Here is a 13,954-nt window from a genome sequence, read left to right on the forward strand (position 1 = left end):
GTGTCACTTTCGCTTTGGCAGCAGTGTCTTGCCCGATTGCAGGATGAGTTACCAGCCACAGAATTCAGTATGTGGATCCGCCCATTGCAGGCGGAACTGAGCGATAACACGCTGGCTTTGTATGCGCCAAACCGTTTTGTGCTCGATTGGGTAAGGGACAAATACCTCAATAACATCAACGGACTGTTAAATGATTTCTGCGGATCAGATGCTCCGCAACTGCGCTTTGAAGTGGGAACGAAGCCAGTCACGCAAACCGTTCGTGAAACGGTGAATGTAGCGGTACCTGCACAAGCGGCGCCAGCGCCTGCTCCCCGTGTTGCACCTGCGGCGCGTCCGGGCTGGGATAACGTTCCTGCTCCGGCAGAGCCAACCTACCGTTCTAACGTCAACGTTAAGCATACGTTCGATAACTTCGTTGAAGGTAAATCGAACCAGCTGGCGCGTGCTGCGGCCCGCCAGGTTGCTGATAACCCGGGCGGCGCGTATAACCCTCTGTTCCTGTATGGCGGCACGGGCCTGGGTAAAACCCACCTTTTGCACGCTGTCGGCAACGGCATCATGGCGCGTAAACCGAATGCGAAAGTGGTGTATATGCACTCCGAACGCTTCGTTCAGGACATGGTGAAAGCCCTCCAGAACAATGCGATCGAAGAGTTTAAACGCTACTATCGTTCCGTTGACGCATTGCTTATCGATGACATTCAGTTCTTTGCGAATAAAGAACGCTCGCAGGAAGAGTTTTTCCACACCTTTAATGCGCTGCTGGAAGGTAATCAGCAGATCATTTTGACCTCGGATCGCTATCCAAAAGAGATCAACGGTGTTGAAGATCGTCTGAAATCCCGTTTCGGCTGGGGCCTGACCGTGGCGATCGAGCCACCGGAGCTGGAAACCCGCGTTGCGATCCTGATGAAAAAAGCCGATGAGAACGACATTCGCCTGCCGGGTGAAGTGGCGTTCTTCATTGCCAAGCGTCTGCGTTCCAACGTACGTGAGCTGGAAGGGGCACTGAACCGCGTCATCGCCAATGCCAACTTTACCGGTCGCGCGATCACTATCGATTTCGTGCGTGAAGCGCTGCGCGATTTGCTGGCATTGCAGGAAAAATTAGTCACCATCGACAATATTCAAAAGACGGTGGCTGAGTACTACAAAATCAAAGTGGCAGATTTGCTGTCTAAACGTCGTTCCCGCTCGGTGGCGCGTCCGCGTCAGATGGCGATGGCTCTGGCAAAAGAGTTAACCAACCACAGTCTGCCGGAGATCGGCGATGCGTTTGGTGGCCGTGACCATACGACCGTGCTGCACGCTTGTCGTAAGATTGAGCAGTTACGCGAAGAAAGCCACGACATAAAAGAAGATTTTTCCAATTTAATCAGAACATTATCATCGTGATGCTATGAAATTTACCGTTGAACGTGAACATTTATTAAAACCGCTGCAACAGGTGAGTGGCCCATTAGGTGGCCGCCCAACGCTGCCTATTCTTGGAAACCTGCTGCTTCAGGTTGCGGATGGTACGCTGTCGCTGACTGGCACAGACCTGGAAATGGAAATGATCGCGCGCGTTACGCTGACTCAGCCGCACGACGCGGGCGCGACCACTGTTCCGGCACGTAAATTCTTTGATATCTGCCGCGGGTTGCCGGAAGGGGCAGAAATCGCTGTACAGCTGGAAGGCGACCGGATGCTGGTACGCTCTGGCCGCAGCCGTTTTTCGCTCTCTACGCTGCCTGCCGCAGACTTCCCGAACCTGGACGACTGGCAAAGTGAAGTTGAATTCACCCTGCCGCAGGCGACGATGAAGCGTCTGATTGAAGCGACTCAGTTTTCGATGGCGCATCAGGATGTGCGTTACTACTTAAACGGCATGTTGTTCGAAACCGAAGGTGAAGAGCTGCGTACAGTCGCGACCGACGGTCACCGCCTGGCGGTCTGTTCGATGCCGATTGGCGATTCCCTGCCAAACCATTCGGTGATCGTGCCGCGTAAAGGCGTGATTGAGCTGATGCGTATGCTCGATGGCGGCGAAACCCCGCTGCGCGTGCAGATTGGCAGTAACAATATTCGTGCCCATGTCGGCGATTTCGTCTTCACATCCAAACTGGTTGACGGTCGTTTCCCTGACTATCGTCGCGTATTGCCGAAAAATCCGGACAAAACGCTGGAAGCGGGTTGCGATATCCTCAAGCAGGCCTTTGCCCGTGCGGCCATTCTCTCTAACGAGAAATTCCGCGGTGTGCGCCTGTATGTGAGCGAAAACCAGATCAAAATCACCGCGAACAACCCGGAACAGGAAGAAGCAGAAGAGATTCTGGACGTCACCTACGCCGGGACCGAGATGGAAATCGGCTTTAACGTCAGCTACGTACTGGATGTGCTGAATGCACTGAAATGCGAGAATGTACGCATTCTGCTGACCGACTCCGTTTCGAGCGTACAGATTGAAGATGCAGCCAGCCAAAGCGCGGCCTATGTTGTCATGCCAATGAGACTGTAATGTCGCTCACCCGTCTGTTGATCCGCGACTTTCGCAATATCGAAAGCGCGGATCTCGCTTTATCCCCTGGCTTTAACTTCCTGGTTGGCGCGAACGGCAGCGGCAAAACCAGCGTGCTGGAAGCCATTTATACGCTCGGCCACGGCCGGGCGTTTCGCAGTTTGCAAATCAGCCGCGTTATTCGCCACGAACAAGAGTCCTTCGTTCTGCACGGGCGTTTACAGGGCGAGGAGCGGGAAACCGCCATCGGCCTGACCAAAGACAAGCAGGGTGACAGCAAGGTTCGTATCGACGGGACCGACGGCCATAAAGTTGCCGAGCTGGCGCTGTTAATGCCCATGCAGCTGATTACGCCGGAGGGGTTTACTTTACTCAACGGCGGCCCCAAATACAGAAGAGCGTTCCTTGACTGGGGATGCTTTCACAACGAAGCCGGTTTCTTTAATGCCTGGAGCAACCTGAAGCGCCTGCTCAAGCAGCGTAACGCCGCGTTGCGCCAGGTCACGCGTTACGCACAGCTGCGCCCGTGGGATATGGAATTGATCCCGCTGGCGGAACAAATCAGCCGCTGGCGTGCCGAATACAGCGCAGGTATTGCCGAAGATATGGCGGATACCTGCAAACAGTTTTTACCTGAATTTTCTCTCACCTTTTCCTTCCAGCGCGGCTGGGAGAAAGAGACGGATTATGCGGAAGTGTTAGAGAGAAACTTCGAGCGCGATCGCATGTTGACCTACACCGCACACGGCCCGCACAAGGCGGATTTCCGCATTCGTGCAGACGGTGCGCCGGTCGAAGATACCTTGTCGCGCGGGCAGCTCAAGCTCCTGATGTGCGCGCTACGTCTGGCGCAGGGGGAGTTTTTAACCCGCGAGAGCGGGCGACGCTGCTTGTATCTGATAGATGATTTTGCCTCGGAACTTGATGACGCGCGGCGCGGGCTGCTTGCCAGCCGCTTAAAAGCCACGCAGTCGCAGGTTTTCGTCAGCGCCATTAGCGCTGAACACGTTATGGACATGTCGGACGAAAATTCGAAGATGTTTACCGTGGAAAAGGGTAAAATAACGGATTAACCCAAGATTAAATGAGCGAGAAACGTTGATGTCGAATTCTTATGACTCCTCCAGTATCAAAGTCCTGAAAGGGCTGGATGCGGTGCGTAAGCGCCCGGGTATGTATATCGGCGATACGGATGACGGCACCGGTCTGCACCACATGGTATTCGAGGTTGTGGATAACGCTATCGACGAAGCGCTCGCGGGTCACTGTAAAGATATCGTGGTGACTATCCATGCGGACAACTCTGTCTCTGTAACCGATGATGGCCGTGGTATCCCGACCGGTATTCACCCGGAAGAGGGCGTATCCGCTGCGGAAGTGATCATGACCGTCCTGCACGCAGGCGGTAAGTTCGATGATAACTCCTATAAAGTTTCCGGCGGCCTGCACGGCGTAGGTGTATCTGTGGTTAACGCCCTGTCGCAGAAACTGGAGCTGGTTATCCAGCGTGAAGGTAAAGTTCACCGTCAGCTGTATACCCACGGCGTGCCGCAGGCACCGCTGGCCGTCACTGGCGACACCGATAAAACCGGTACGATGGTCCGTTTCTGGCCGAGCCTCGAAACCTTCACCAACGTGACCGAATTCGAATACGACATCCTGGCGAAACGCCTGCGTGAACTGTCGTTCCTGAACTCCGGCGTTTCTATTCGCCTGCGCGACAAACGTGACAACAAAGAAGACCACTTCCATTACGAAGGCGGTATCAAGGCGTTCGTTGAGTATCTGAACAAGAACAAAACGCCAATTCACCCGAATATCTTCTACTTCTCCACTGAAAAAGACGGTATCGGCGTAGAAGTGGCGTTGCAGTGGAACGATGGTTTCCAGGAAAACATCTACTGCTTTACCAACAACATTCCACAGCGTGACGGCGGTACTCACCTGGCGGGCTTCCGCGCAGCGATGACCCGTACCCTGAACGCCTACATGGACAAAGAAGGCTACAGCAAAAAAGCGAAAGTCAGCGCCACCGGTGACGATGCCCGTGAAGGCCTGATTGCTGTTGTCTCCGTGAAGGTGCCGGATCCGAAGTTCTCCTCACAGACCAAAGACAAACTGGTTTCTTCTGAGGTGAAATCGGCGGTTGAACAGCAGATGAACGAACTGCTGAGCGAATACCTGCTGGAAAACCCGTCTGACGCGAAAATCGTGGTAGGCAAAATTATCGACGCGGCACGTGCGCGTGAAGCGGCGCGTAAAGCCCGTGAAATGACCCGTCGTAAAGGCGCGCTGGACTTAGCAGGCCTGCCAGGCAAACTGGCTGACTGCCAGGAACGCGACCCGGCGCTGTCTGAACTGTACCTTGTGGAAGGGGACTCTGCGGGCGGTTCTGCGAAGCAGGGCCGTAACCGTAAGAACCAGGCGATTCTGCCGTTGAAGGGTAAGATCCTCAACGTAGAAAAAGCGCGCTTCGACAAAATGCTCTCTTCTCAGGAAGTGGCGACGCTGATTACCGCGCTGGGCTGCGGCATCGGTCGTGACGAGTACAACCCGGACAAACTGCGTTATCACAGCATCATCATCATGACCGATGCGGACGTCGACGGCTCGCACATCCGTACGCTGCTGTTGACCTTCTTCTATCGTCAGATGCCGGAAATCGTTGAACGTGGCCACGTCTACATTGCGCAGCCACCGCTGTACAAAGTGAAGAAAGGCAAACAGGAACAGTACATCAAAGACGACGAAGCGATGGACCAGTACCAGATCGCGATCGCCCTTGATGGTGCAACGCTGCACGCGAACTCCAGCGCACCAGCACTGGCAGGCGAGCCGCTGGAGCGCCTGGTGTCCGAGTTCAACGCGACCCAGAAAATGATCGGTCGTATGGAGCGTCGTTATCCGAAAGCACTGCTGAAAGAGCTGGTGTATCAGCCAACCCTGACCGAAGCCGACCTGAGCAACGAACAGACCGTTACCCGTTGGGTAAACACCCTGGTGAGCGAGCTGAACGAGAAAGAGCAGCACGGTAGCCAGTGGAAGTTTGATATCCAGCAGAACGCTGAACAGCAGTTCGAGCCGGTTATTCGCGTGCGTACCCACGGCGTTGATACCGACTACCCGCTGGAGCACGAGTTTGTGACTGGCCCGGAATATCGTCGTATCTGCACGCTCGGCGAGAAGCTGCGCGGCCTGATCGAAGACGATGCGTTCATCGAACGTGGCGAACGCCGTCAGCCGGTTGCCAGCTTCGAGCAGGCGCTGGACTGGCTGGTGAAAGAGTCCCGTCGTGGTCTGTCGATTCAGCGTTATAAAGGTCTGGGCGAAATGAACCCTGATCAGCTGTGGGAAACCACCATGGATCCTGAAAGCCGCCGCATGTTGCGTGTGACCGTGAAGGACGCCATTGCCGCTGACCAGCTGTTCACCACCCTGATGGGCGATGCGGTTGAACCACGTCGCGCCTTTATCGAAGAGAACGCCCTGAAAGCGGCGAATATCGACATTTAAGCCGTTTGTTCCCCGGTGGCGTTACGCCTGCCGGGGCGACACGTTGACCAGGCCCGGTAGGCGTAGCGCCACCGGGCTTTTCTTTGCGTATAAAAGAGGAATCCCCCCTTTAAACCCCATCCCCCTTTATCCCCGACTCTGTTACTGTTTTTTGAGCGGAATCGCGTTAGCATGAGCCAAGACTCATTCAAACCGGGGATCTCATGGCCATCAAACTCATTGCAATCGACATGGACGGCACGCTGTTGCTGCCAGACCACACAATCTCTCCTGCCGTTAAAAATGCGATTGCTGCTGCACGCGAAAAAGGCGTGAACGTGGTACTGACCACTGGCCGTCCTTATGCCGGTGTACACAGCTACCTGAAAGAATTGCATATGAATCAACCGGGTGATTATTGCATCACGTACAACGGTGCTCTGGTGCAAAAAGCGGCTGACGGCAGCACCGTGGCGCAAACTGCGCTGAACTATGACGATTACCTGTTCCTGGAAAAACTCTCCCGCGAGGTGGGTTCCCATTTCCACGCCCTCGATCGCAACACACTCTATACCGCGAACCGCGATATCAGTTACTACACCGTGCATGAATCCTTTGTCGCCACCATTCCGCTGGTGTTCTGTGAAGCAGAGAAGATGGATCCGAACACCCAGTTCCTGAAAGTGATGATGATTGATGAACCTGAAATCCTGGACAAAGCCATTGCGCGTATCCCGGCGGACGTAAAAGAGAAGTACACCGTGCTTAAAAGTGCGCCGTACTTCCTCGAAATCCTCGATAAACGCGTCAATAAAGGCACGGGTGTGAAATCGCTTGCCGACGCGCTGGGCATCAAACCTGAAGAGATCATGGCGTTGGGCGATCAGGAAAATGACATCGCAATGATTGAATACGCTGGTATGGGTGTCGCGATGGATAATGCGATCCCGTCGGTGAAAGAAGTGGCCAACTTTGTCACCAAATCCAACCTGGAAGACGGCGTTGCCTGGGCAATCGAGAAATTTGTCCTCAATTAAGATGTGATGCGTAATTTCCCTGTGATGCCTGAACGGTGTCACAGGGCTTGTGGTGGAAATGAACAGGAGGCGGTGATGTTAAATAAAGACACACAACTATGCATTTCTCTATCAGGAAGACCCAGTAACATTGGCACGCGTTTTCATAACTACCTGTATCAAAAGCTAGACCTCGATTTTATCTACAAAGCCTTCAGCACAACGGACATCGAACACGCGGTAAAAGGCGTGAAAGCGCTGGGCATTCGCGGTTGTTCTGTCTCGATGCCGTTCAAAGAAACCTGCATTCCGTTTATTGATACCTTGTCCGATTCCGTACTGGCGATTGATTCAGTGAATACCATCGTCAACGATAAGGGGCATCTGACGGCCTACAACACGGACTACATTGCGGTTAAAAACCTCATTCAGGATAATTTTAACGATACGCAAATGTCGGTCTTTGTGAAAGGCAGCGGCGGGATGGCGAAAGCAGTTGTTGCGGCATTTCGCGATAGCGGGTTTACCCGAGTCACCATCGTGGCGCGCAACCAGCAGCAGGGGCAGGCGCTCGCCGAAAAGTATGGCTATCAGTGGTGTCAGGATGTGACGGGTCAGCAGGCTGATATCCTCGTCAATGTCACCCCGATTGGCATGAGCGGCGGTGCGGAAGAAAATAGCCTGGCCTTTGAACAAGAGGCAGTGAGTACGGCTCGCTGGGTGTTTGATGTGGTCGCATTTCCTTCCGAGACGCCACTTATCCGGCTGGCGAAACAGCTCGGAAAACCGGTCGTGACCGGGGCTGAAGTGATAGCCTTACAGGCGCTCGAGCAATTTGCGCTCTATACCGGCGTTCGCCCGGATGAACTGCTTATGCGTGAGGCGTCGGCTTTCTCTCGCCTGTGATGGTCTTCGCGCGGAGTTAAGCGGTACTATGTCGCCTGGTCCTTTGCCCGGATAACGACATGAAACAAATCACCTTCGCTTCGCGCCATCATCAACTGACAAATACCAATACCTGGACGCCTGACAGCCGCTGGCTTGTCTTCGATGTGCGTCCTTCTGGTGCCTCTTTTACTGGTGAAACCATTGAGCGGGTGAACGTTAACTCGGGTGAAGTTGACGTCATTTATCGCGCCACCCACGGCGCGCATGTCGGGGTGGTGACCGTTCATCCCGCAGAAGATAAGTATGTCTTTATCCACGGCCCGGAAAACCCGGATGCCAGCTGGCATTATGATTTCCACCATCGTCAGGGCGTGATTGCCCACAACGGACAGGTAAGCCACCTCGACGCAATGGACATTAGCGCACCCTATACCGCAGGAGCACTGCGTGGTGGCAGCCATGTCCACGTCTTTAGCCCGGACGGACAGTACGTGAGCTTTACCTACAACGACCATGTCCTGCACGAGCGCGATCCAAAGCTCGATTTACGCAATGTGGGAGTGGCTGTACCCTATGGCCCGGTAACGCCACAGGGTGCTCACCCGCGTGAATATGCTGGTACGTTCTGGAGCGTACTGGTGAGCCGCACCACGCCCATGCCGGTGCCGGGAAGTGATGACATCAACCGTGCCTATGAAGAGGGCTGGGTAGGTAACGACAGGCTGGCGTTTATCGGCGATACCCTGTCTGTCCTCGGCGAGAAAGTACCGGAACTGTTTATCGTCGATTTACCGAAGAACGAGCAGGGCTGGAAACGTGCGGGCGATACGCCATTACAGGGAACGCCGGATACCATGCCAGCGCCACCCGCGGGCGTGGCGCAGCGCCGTTTAACCTTTACCCACCAAAAGGCGTTCCCGGGGCTGGTGAATGTTCCGCGCCACTGGGTGCGCAGCAATCCGCAAGCAACGCAAATCGCGTTCCTGATGCGCGACGATAACGGCATTGTGCAACTCTGGCTTATCTCACCTGAGGGCGGCGAGCCGCGACAGCTAACCCATAACGCGAGCGATATTCAGTCGGCGTTTAACTGGCACCCATCCGGGAACATGCTTGGATTTGTACTCGAAAACAGGATAGCCCGGTGCGATGCGGCCACAGGAGAGGTGACGTTTTTGACGTCCGATCACGGCAACCCGCCGTCCGGGGACGCCATCGTGTTTTCACCGGACGGGGATCGGGTTGCCTGGATGGAAGAGACAGCCGGTTTCCGTCAGATTTGGGTCACGGAAACCGCGTAATATCAGTGTGAGGGCATTGCCGCGGGCGGGATAACGGAGTTTGTCGCCAGGTTTTCCTGCTCGCTTTTCTCGACGCGCGAACGCACGGAGTTGTCGGTACGCAACATATCCCACGGCAGCAGGAGCGTATCGGCGACTGCCGTCAGCGGCATATCCAGTATTACCAGGGATTTAGTGCCCCAGTTCGTGTCGTCATCCGAGATCATCGCGGCGCTCGCACGCGTACCCGGGTATGTTCCTTCTTTACCGCCAGTGTGAGACATCACGCTCGAACACCCGCAAAGTAATACCACTCCGCTGAACGTTGTCAGCTTAATCAGAACATTTTTCATCATCTGTAATCATCGTTAATGGCACGGCTCAAACCTGCAATGGGGTTTATAGCGGGCCATGTTCGAAATGAATAGTCGAAAAGCGCCGCTCTGTGGCGGCCATCGCAATTTAACCCTTTGTGCTGTAGTCCCAGTCTATGCAAGTACCAGCAAAGTGCAAAAAAATCTCACGATCTGTGGCTTGAAATCCCCTTTTCCAGACCCATTTTAAGAATGTGCCCCGATAACATATACGCCTGATGGGTATTTGGGGGGGACAGCAGCCTGTCCATGGTGGAAGGCTAAAAATTCTCGCTGATTTCAGGAGCTTTTATTTATGCGTAACTTCGATCTTTCCCCGTTATACCGTTCTGCCATTGGTTTTGACCGCCTGTTTAACCATTTAGAAAATAATCAAAGCCAGAGCAACGGCTACCCTCCATACAATGTTGAGCTGGTGGATGAAAACCACTATCGCATCGCCATTGCCGTCGCCGGTTTTGCAGAGAACGAACTGGAGATCACTGCCCAGGATAACCTGCTGCTGGTGAAAGGTTCCCATACGGCGGAGCAGAAAGAACGTACCTACCTGTATCAGGGCATCGCCGAGCGCAACTTTGAACGCAAGTTCCAGTTAGCCGAGAACATTCACGTTAAAGGCGCGAACCTGGTCAACGGCCTGCTGTTTGTCGAACTGGAACGCATCATTCCAGAAGAGAAAAAACCGCGCCGTATCGAAATTAACTGATTTAGCGGGTCGCGTTCGCGGCCCAAACCGAATTGCTTGCCGTACCGGGAGCATATGCGAATCCATAAGGATTTGCAGGAACAACTGCGCACAAAATTAAACTGTGCCGAACTCGCTTCTCAGAAGGAGATTTAGTATGCGTAATTACGATTTATCCCCCCTGCTGCGTCAGTGGATTGGTTTTGACAAACTGGCTAACGCCCTGCAAAGCACCACCGAGCAACAGACATTTCCGCCGTACAACATTGAAAAGAGCGATGATAACCACTATCGCATCACGCTGGCGCTGGCTGGCTTCCGCCAGGAAGACCTGGATATCCAGCTTGAAGGCACCCGCCTGAGCGTAAAAGGGACGCCGGAAAAACAAGAGACCGAAACCAAATGGTTGCATCAGGGGCTGGTGACTCAGCCGTTTAGCCTGAGCTTTACCCTGGCAGACCATATGGAAGTTTCTGGCGCCACGTTCACTAACGGGTTGCTGCATATCGACCTGACCCGCAACGTGCCGGACGCCATTGCACCACAGCGTATCGCCATTAGCGAGCGCCCGGCGTTAAACAGCTGATTCTGTGCGGGCTGATGCCCTCACTCCGACCCTCTCCCACTGGGCTGAGGGTTCCCCAGAAAAAATATGGGCACGTACGGCCCCCTCTCCTTTTTGGGGAGAGGGTTGGGGTGAGGGGGAACATACGGCTGTGGTGGTTATTCCGTTCACTTTATGTTCCTTGCTACTCTGTCACCACAATACCGGTGAACGTGCCAGGGTAGCTCACCGCCGCTACCCTGGCGACCCGGGCTCCCGGCAAGAAAATCGTCGCTTCGCGATGCCCTCAGCGTTTGCTCCAGGCTAATCGGGGACGGGCGGATGAAACGTCCCTGTAAAGCCGCCCTCGCCGCGCATCCATGCGCGTCGCCCCGGCCTTCCGTAAACACTTCGGCGATTTTCAGCCGGACCATGGAGCTGCGGTAAGTCTTTTATTTCAATGGCGTAATATCATCGCAGAAAAAAGACAAAAATTACTGGGGAACCCTCTCACACTGGGAGAGGGCGCAAACACAAAAAACGGTCACCTTTGGGTGACCGTTTTACTTTTACCTTCGGCTTTTTTGTGCGCCATCGCCCATACAACCCCGTCCGGCTCTGAGAGAATCCTTGTTATAACTAAGGTTATGCACAGGAAGTGGATCATGAGTGATATCGCGTTAACTGTTAGCGTGTTGGCCCTGGTCGCGGTGGTTGGCCTGTGGATTGGCAATATTAAAATCCGTGGCGTCGGGTTTGGTATTGGCGGGGTGTTGTTCGGCGGGATTTTTGTCGGACATTTTGCTGACCAGCTTGGGCTTGTGCTCAGCGCTGAGATGCTGCACTTCATCCAGGAATTCGGTCTGATCCTCTTTGTCTATACCATTGGTATCCAGGTTGGGCCGGGCTTCTTCGCTTCTCTTCGTGTTTCAGGCTTACGGCTTAATCTGTTCGCGCTTGGCATAGTCGTAATGGGCGGGCTGGTCACCGCTATTCTGCATAAACTTTTTGCTATTCCACTCCCCGTGGTGCTGGGCATTTTCTCCGGCGCGGTCACTAACACGCCCGCGCTGGGGGCCGGGCAGCAAATCCTGCGCGATCTGGGCATCTCGCCAGACATTGTTGACCAGATGGGGATGAGCTATGCCATGGCTTACCCGTTCGGTATTTGCGGCATCCTGCTCTCGATGTGGCTGATGCGCGTGCTGTTTCGCATCAATGTTGAGAAAGAGGCGCAGGACCATGAATCCACGCTGACGAACGGCCATGCGCTGATCAAAACCATCAATATTCGGGTTGAGAACCCCAACCTCGATAAAATGGCGATTCAGGACGTACCGATCCTGAACAGCGTCAACATCATCTGCTCACGGCTTAAACGCGACGACATGCTGATGGTGCCATCGCCCGGCACCATTATTCAGATGGGGGATTTACTGCACCTGGTCGGGCAGCCGGGGGATCTGCATAACGCGCGGCTGGTGATTGGTCAGGAGGTGGATACTTCGCTCTCCACGCGCGGAACCGACATGCGCGTTGAGCGTGTTGTGGTCACTAACGAGCAGGTACTGGGCAAGAAAATCCGCGATTTGCAGGTAAAAGAGCGTTATGACGTGGTGATCTCGCGGCTTAACCGTGCGGGCGTCGAACTGGTTGCCAGCCCGGAAGCCAGCCTGCAATTTGGTGACATCCTCAATCTGGTTGGCCGCCCCTCGTCAATAGATGCCGTGGCGGATATGGTCGGCAACGCGCAGCAAAAATTGCAGCAGGTGCAGATGCTGCCGGTGTTTATCGGTATCGGTCTGGGCGTGCTGCTCGGCTCCATTCCACTGTATGTGCCGGGCTTCCCGGTGGCGCTCAAGCTGGGGCTGGCGGGCGGCCCGCTGATTATGGCGCTGATCCTCGGGCGTATCGGCTGTATCGGTAAGCTGTACTGGTTTATGCCGCCGAGCGCCAACCTGGCGCTGCGCGAGCTGGGGATTGTGCTGTTTCTGGCGGTTGTCGGCCTGAAATCCGGCGGTGATTTTGTTGATACCCTGGTCAGGGGCGAAGGGATGAGTTGGGTAGGCTACGGGATATTTATTACCGCAATCCCGCTGCTGACGATGGGTATTCTGGCGCGGATGTTCGCCAAAATGAACTATCTGACACTCTGCGGGATGCTCGCGGGCTCCATGACCGACCCGCCCGCGCTCGCCTTTGCCAATAACCTGCACGCCACCAGCGGTGCGGCAGCGCTCTCTTATGCCACGGTTTATCCGCTGGTGATGTTCCTGCGCATCATTACGCCGCAGCTACTGGCGGTGGTTTTCTGGGGGATGAGTTAGTAACTCTTCCGGGTGGATGCGCCGTAAATGGTAGTCCACCTGGTAATCGCTGGTATTACGGAACATCACGGAATAATTGAGGAACTCGCCGCTGTCGCTGTAAGAGAGAGAAGTAATACGCAGCAGCGGCGTTTGTTCCGGCAGGTTCAGGTACTGCGCCAGCTGTTTGTCTGCCAGAACGGGCGTCAGGCTCTCGTAGTTCCCGCTGATGGTTATCCCACACTCCTTTTCGATGTAATCAAACTTCGACCCTTCAAGATGCGCCAGCGACAGGTTGCGAAACAGCTTCACCGGCATAAAGCTGTCTTCCAGCATCAGCGGCTTGCCTTCTACATAGCGCACCCGGCGCGAAAAGTAGATCCGCTCATCAATCTGAATGCGTAACTGGCTGGCAATAGCAGGCGGTGCAGGCATGACCTCAAACTGCAACACCTTACTTTGCACCTCTTTTCCCTGCTGACGCAGCACTTCCACCAGCCCGGTCAGGTTCGTGGTTTCATGGTGGACGTCTTTACGCGCCACAAAGGTGCCACTGCCGTGACGACGTTCAACCAGCCCCCAGCTCACCAGCAAATCGAGCGCTTTACGGATGGTCATTCGAGCGACGCCAAACTCCTGCGCCAGCGCTTTCTCACCCGGTAACGGGCTACCGACATTGTAATCTGACGAATTCAGCCGTAGCCGCAGTCTGTCGGCAATGGATTTGTAGATCACCTGTAGACCTCTCTGTGCATATCAAGGGGGAGAGCTGAGTGTGAAGATGTCCATATTTACAACCAAAAGTAGACCTGAGTGACCAAATTAAAACCATGAATGCGATCACGGAACGCAGCGGCACGTCATGT

The 13,954-nt window shown here is 54.6% G+C and carries 12 protein-coding genes and 1 other annotated feature; of the genes, 10 read left to right on the top strand and 2 right to left on the bottom strand.

Annotated features, from left to right (window positions below):
• From dnaA to N1249_RS00035, 7 genes are all read left to right on the top strand, one after another.
• Complete coding sequence (gene dnaA / locus N1249_RS00005) at positions 1-1,398, top strand: chromosomal replication initiator protein DnaA (protein ID WP_014068246.1); 1,398 nt, start codon at positions 1-3, stop codon at positions 1,396-1,398.
• 4 nt (positions 1,399-1,402) lie between these two features.
• Positions 1,403-2,503 (top strand): DNA polymerase III subunit beta, encoded by a 1,101-nt coding sequence (dnaN, locus tag N1249_RS00010; RefSeq protein WP_014068247.1) that lies wholly within the window; start codon positions 1,403-1,405, stop codon positions 2,501-2,503.
• The gene (gene recF / locus N1249_RS00015) at positions 2,503-3,576 is read left to right on the top strand and encodes a DNA replication/repair protein RecF (protein ID WP_259833570.1); all 1,074 of its coding nucleotides are present in this window, start codon (positions 2,503-2,505) and stop codon (positions 3,574-3,576) included. The genes dnaN and recF overlap by 1 nt, the downstream gene beginning before the upstream one ends.
• A 28-nt stretch (positions 3,577-3,604) precedes the next feature.
• The gene (gyrB, locus tag N1249_RS00020; RefSeq protein WP_259833572.1) at positions 3,605-6,016 is read left to right on the top strand and encodes a DNA topoisomerase (ATP-hydrolyzing) subunit B; all 2,412 of its coding nucleotides are present in this window, start codon (positions 3,605-3,607) and stop codon (positions 6,014-6,016) included.
• Between the two features lie 203 nt (positions 6,017-6,219).
• Positions 6,220-7,032, top strand: a complete 813-nt coding sequence (gene yidA, locus N1249_RS00025) for a sugar-phosphatase (RefSeq protein ID WP_014068250.1) — start codon at positions 6,220-6,222, stop codon at positions 7,030-7,032.
• A 75-nt stretch (positions 7,033-7,107) separates the two neighbouring features.
• On the top strand, positions 7,108-7,917 hold the full coding sequence (locus N1249_RS00030; protein ID WP_259833573.1) for a shikimate 5-dehydrogenase: 810 nt from the start codon (positions 7,108-7,110) through the stop codon (positions 7,915-7,917).
• A 59-nt stretch (positions 7,918-7,976) separates the two neighbouring features.
• Positions 7,977-9,200: a DUF3748 domain-containing protein gene (locus tag N1249_RS00035; RefSeq protein ID WP_259833575.1), complete on the top strand. Its 1,224-nt coding sequence runs from the start codon at positions 7,977-7,979 to the stop codon at positions 9,198-9,200.
• A 2-nt stretch (positions 9,201-9,202) separates the two neighbouring features.
• Here N1249_RS00035 and N1249_RS00040 read toward each other — a convergent pair whose 3' ends face one another.
• Complete coding sequence (locus N1249_RS00040; RefSeq protein ID WP_014068253.1) at positions 9,203-9,535, bottom strand: YceK/YidQ family lipoprotein; 333 nt, start codon at positions 9,533-9,535, stop codon at positions 9,203-9,205.
• Between the two features lie 246 nt (positions 9,536-9,781).
• Positions 9,782-9,855 (top strand) — a sequence feature (ROSE (Repression Of Heat Shock gene Expression) occurs in the 5'-region of heat shock genes and acts as an RNA thermometer to modulate expression.).
• Here N1249_RS00040 and ibpA point away from each other — a divergent pair.
• From ibpA to N1249_RS00055, 3 genes are all read left to right on the top strand, one after another.
• Positions 9,849-10,259 carry a small heat shock chaperone IbpA gene (gene ibpA, locus N1249_RS00045; RefSeq protein WP_014068254.1) on the top strand — a complete coding sequence of 137 codons (411 nt, stop codon included), beginning with the start codon at positions 9,849-9,851 and terminating at the stop codon, positions 10,257-10,259. (Overlaps the previous feature by 7 nt.)
• A gap of 136 nt (positions 10,260-10,395) precedes the next feature.
• Positions 10,396-10,824, top strand: a complete 429-nt coding sequence (gene ibpB / locus N1249_RS00050) for a small heat shock chaperone IbpB (protein ID WP_014068255.1) — start codon at positions 10,396-10,398, stop codon at positions 10,822-10,824.
• 623 nt (positions 10,825-11,447) lie between these two features.
• Positions 11,448-13,109, top strand: a complete 1,662-nt coding sequence (locus tag N1249_RS00055; protein WP_259833577.1) for a putative transporter — start codon at positions 11,448-11,450, stop codon at positions 13,107-13,109.
• Here the strand turns inward: N1249_RS00055 and N1249_RS00060 are convergent.
• The gene (locus N1249_RS00060) at positions 13,077-13,823 is read right to left on the bottom strand and encodes a GntR family transcriptional regulator (RefSeq protein ID WP_182063095.1); all 747 of its coding nucleotides are present in this window, start codon (positions 13,821-13,823) and stop codon (positions 13,077-13,079) included. The two genes, N1249_RS00055 and N1249_RS00060, sit on opposite strands and share 33 nt — an antisense overlap.
• Positions 13,824-13,954: the final 131 nt, after the last annotated feature.

It is taken from the genome of Enterobacter sp. CP102 (assembly GCF_025152625.1).
GTDB classification, from domain to species: Bacteria; Pseudomonadota; Gammaproteobacteria; order Enterobacterales; family Enterobacteriaceae; genus Enterobacter; species Enterobacter soli.